The sequence below is a fragment of the Nocardia nova NBRC 15556 genome (assembly GCF_001613005.1).
In the GTDB taxonomy this organism is placed as follows: Bacteria; Actinomycetota; Actinomycetes; order Mycobacteriales; family Mycobacteriaceae; genus Nocardia; species Nocardia nova.
In genome coordinates, this window is sequence record NZ_BDBN01000182.1 from 1 (window position 1) to 2,180 (window position 2,180).

At 65.9% G+C, this 2,180-nt stretch carries 3 protein-coding genes; 1 reads left to right on the top strand and 2 read right to left on the bottom strand.

The annotated features are described in order from the left end of the window. Nucleotides 1-130: 130 nt before the first annotated feature. Nucleotides 131-418, bottom strand: a complete 288-nt coding sequence (locus tag NN2_RS35570) for a hypothetical protein (RefSeq protein WP_063019648.1) — start codon at nucleotides 416-418, stop codon at nucleotides 131-133. Nucleotides 419-714: 296 nt separating this feature from the next. After that, entirely contained in the window at nucleotides 715-918 is a 204-nt protein-coding gene (locus NN2_RS35575; protein ID WP_063019649.1) for a cold-shock protein, read from the bottom strand. A gap of 503 nt (nucleotides 919-1,421) precedes the next feature. On the opposite strand from NN2_RS35575, the gene NN2_RS38100 reads away from it, so the two are divergent. Next, the gene (locus NN2_RS38100) at nucleotides 1,422-1,748 is read left to right on the top strand and encodes a hypothetical protein (protein ID WP_063019651.1); all 327 of its coding nucleotides are present in this window, start codon (nucleotides 1,422-1,424) and stop codon (nucleotides 1,746-1,748) included. The last annotated feature ends 432 nt before the right edge of the window (nucleotides 1,749-2,180 follow it).

Here is a 2,180-nt window from a genome sequence, read left to right on the forward strand (position 1 = left end):
AATACGGCACCGGCCAACCACATTCGCCAGGAGTCACCCGCTGGCCGGTCACCTATACCGCCGATAGGCCGCGCATCCAGGCCTGAACTCAGCGTTCAGCGACCTGGGCGGAATTGCGAGGTCGTGCGGATCAGCAGGGCTGAAACGGGTAGCACGGCCGCGCCGGCGCGGCCTCCGTCGTCGGCTGGACTCGTTGTGGCGCCACCGCGGGCGCGGTGCTCACCTGCCCGGGGGTGGTGTCGTCGCCGGTGCGGGTGGTGTGGGCATGGGTGAGAGCCAGCACCACCAGGAGCAGGACCACACCACCCACCAGCGCCCCGAGGACAGCCAGGATCGGCGTGGGCGAGGTGCTGTGATAGCCGTGGACGTGCGGGTTGCGGTAGCGGCCCGGTCGGGCACGGCCGCGCCGGGCGCTCACCGCGCCAGCCTGTCGGCGTGGTTCCCGCGTGGTGTGTGTCCCCTGCGGCCGGTCCCCTGCACAGCCTCGATCCCCATGACTGGAAGTATCCCAGCGAGGCGCCCACAGAACCGGCCGCGCCGGGGTCGTACCCGTATCGGTGGCCGCTGCAGCTGCTCACTCCTGCCGTTCAACGGCCACCTACCCGAGTCGGGACGGTCCGCGCCGGTCGGATCCGCCCGGCGTGAGCCGCCGGTGCCGGGTCCGGAAAGCGAGGAAGCCCGCACCATCGGTGCGGGCTTCACTGTCTGTCGGCTCTAGATCGCGCGGACGCTTTGGGCCTGCGGGCCCTTCTGGCCTTGGCCGACCTCGAACTCGACTCGCTGGCCCTCATCCAGGGACTTGTAGCCGGAGCCGGAAATCTCGGAGTAGTGGACGAAAACGTCGGGGCCGCCCTCGTCCTGGGCGATGAATCCGAAGCCCTTTTCGCCGTTGAACCACTTCACGGTGCCTTGTGACATGTACTTTTCGTAACTTCCTGTTGCGAGCCGGGCGATCACTGCAACAACCCGTACCCACACTCCACCATGCCACACCCCATGACTCAGCGGGATGCCCCGCCGAGGCGGACCAGAAAACCTGTAGTGGTGACAGTAGACATCCATCGAATGGTGCGGTAGCTTCTGTCTTGTCGGAAGCGAAGAAAGTGTCCAGATGGCACGGGAGATGATGAACTGCCCGTGAGAGGAAAGACGGCGGGCGCGGCTGCGGGACCAGCAAGTACGACGGTCTCGCCGCCCGCCGGGCAAGAAATGAAGTGGAACGGAAAGTTGAAGTAACCCGTGAGGAGAAGGGAGGAGTTGCCCGTCGGGTCACTCGGAAGCACATGTGGTCCGTGTGATCTCCGACGCTTCGGTTACATGTCGGAAGACGTAAGTACATTCCCCCCTTTCAGCGCCCCGGTGTCCCATGGCACCGGGGCGTTTCGGCGTATGGAGGCCGCACGATTTCTGGATCGCCCACCGTGAACGAGAAGTCCGACGACGACCCCGCCTACACGATGGGCCGGGCCGCGGACATGCTCGGCACCACCCAAGCGTTCCTTCCGACCGTGGTCGCCGGGCGAATTCAGACTTCTCGCCAGGGTAAAGGCCACTATTTGCGCTTGCGCTTCTCGTCGATCTCGATGAAGAACTCGTGGACGGCGAACCTGATCCTGGCCGAGCACGCGCCGGAGCCGACAATCATCGGCATCGTCGACAACGACCGCACCTGGTGGGGCGACCCGGAAGCCGACTGGCCAATCCTCGTCGAGGTCGGCCGGCGAGATCCGCGGCCGGTCCGCCCATGAATCTCCGACATCACAGATCGAGCCTTCCGACCCATTGATGGCTGTCCGAGCCCGCGCAGCTATCCGAGGATGATCGTCAGTCCGATGGTGGCGGCGACAACGGCGGCGACGATGAGGATGGCCGCGACCACCCGCGATGTCATGGCAGTGCTGCCTGCAGGTGAGCGAGCATGCGATGTCCGGCCTCGGTGGGACAGAGCAACAGCGCGACCGTGAGCGCGGCGACGGGCGCGACCGCGATTGAGCGACTGCCGGGTGGCTGACCAACGCGGATTCCACTTCGGCCGTGGAGATTCGGTGTCCGGAAACGTTCATGACGTCGTCGATGCGGCCCCCAGCCGCTCGTGCGAATCATTGTCGATATTGCCCACACGCCGGGATGCGGCAACGATGCTGATCACAGCAGCCGGCGCCGGGCTCACACGTGGCGGG

Bases quoted from the DNA above. Each gene is read 5' to 3' on its own strand.
- NN2_RS35575 (WP_063019649.1), bottom strand. From the start codon at position 918: ATGTCACAAGGCACCGTGAAGTGGTTCAACGGCGAAAAGGGCTTCGGA.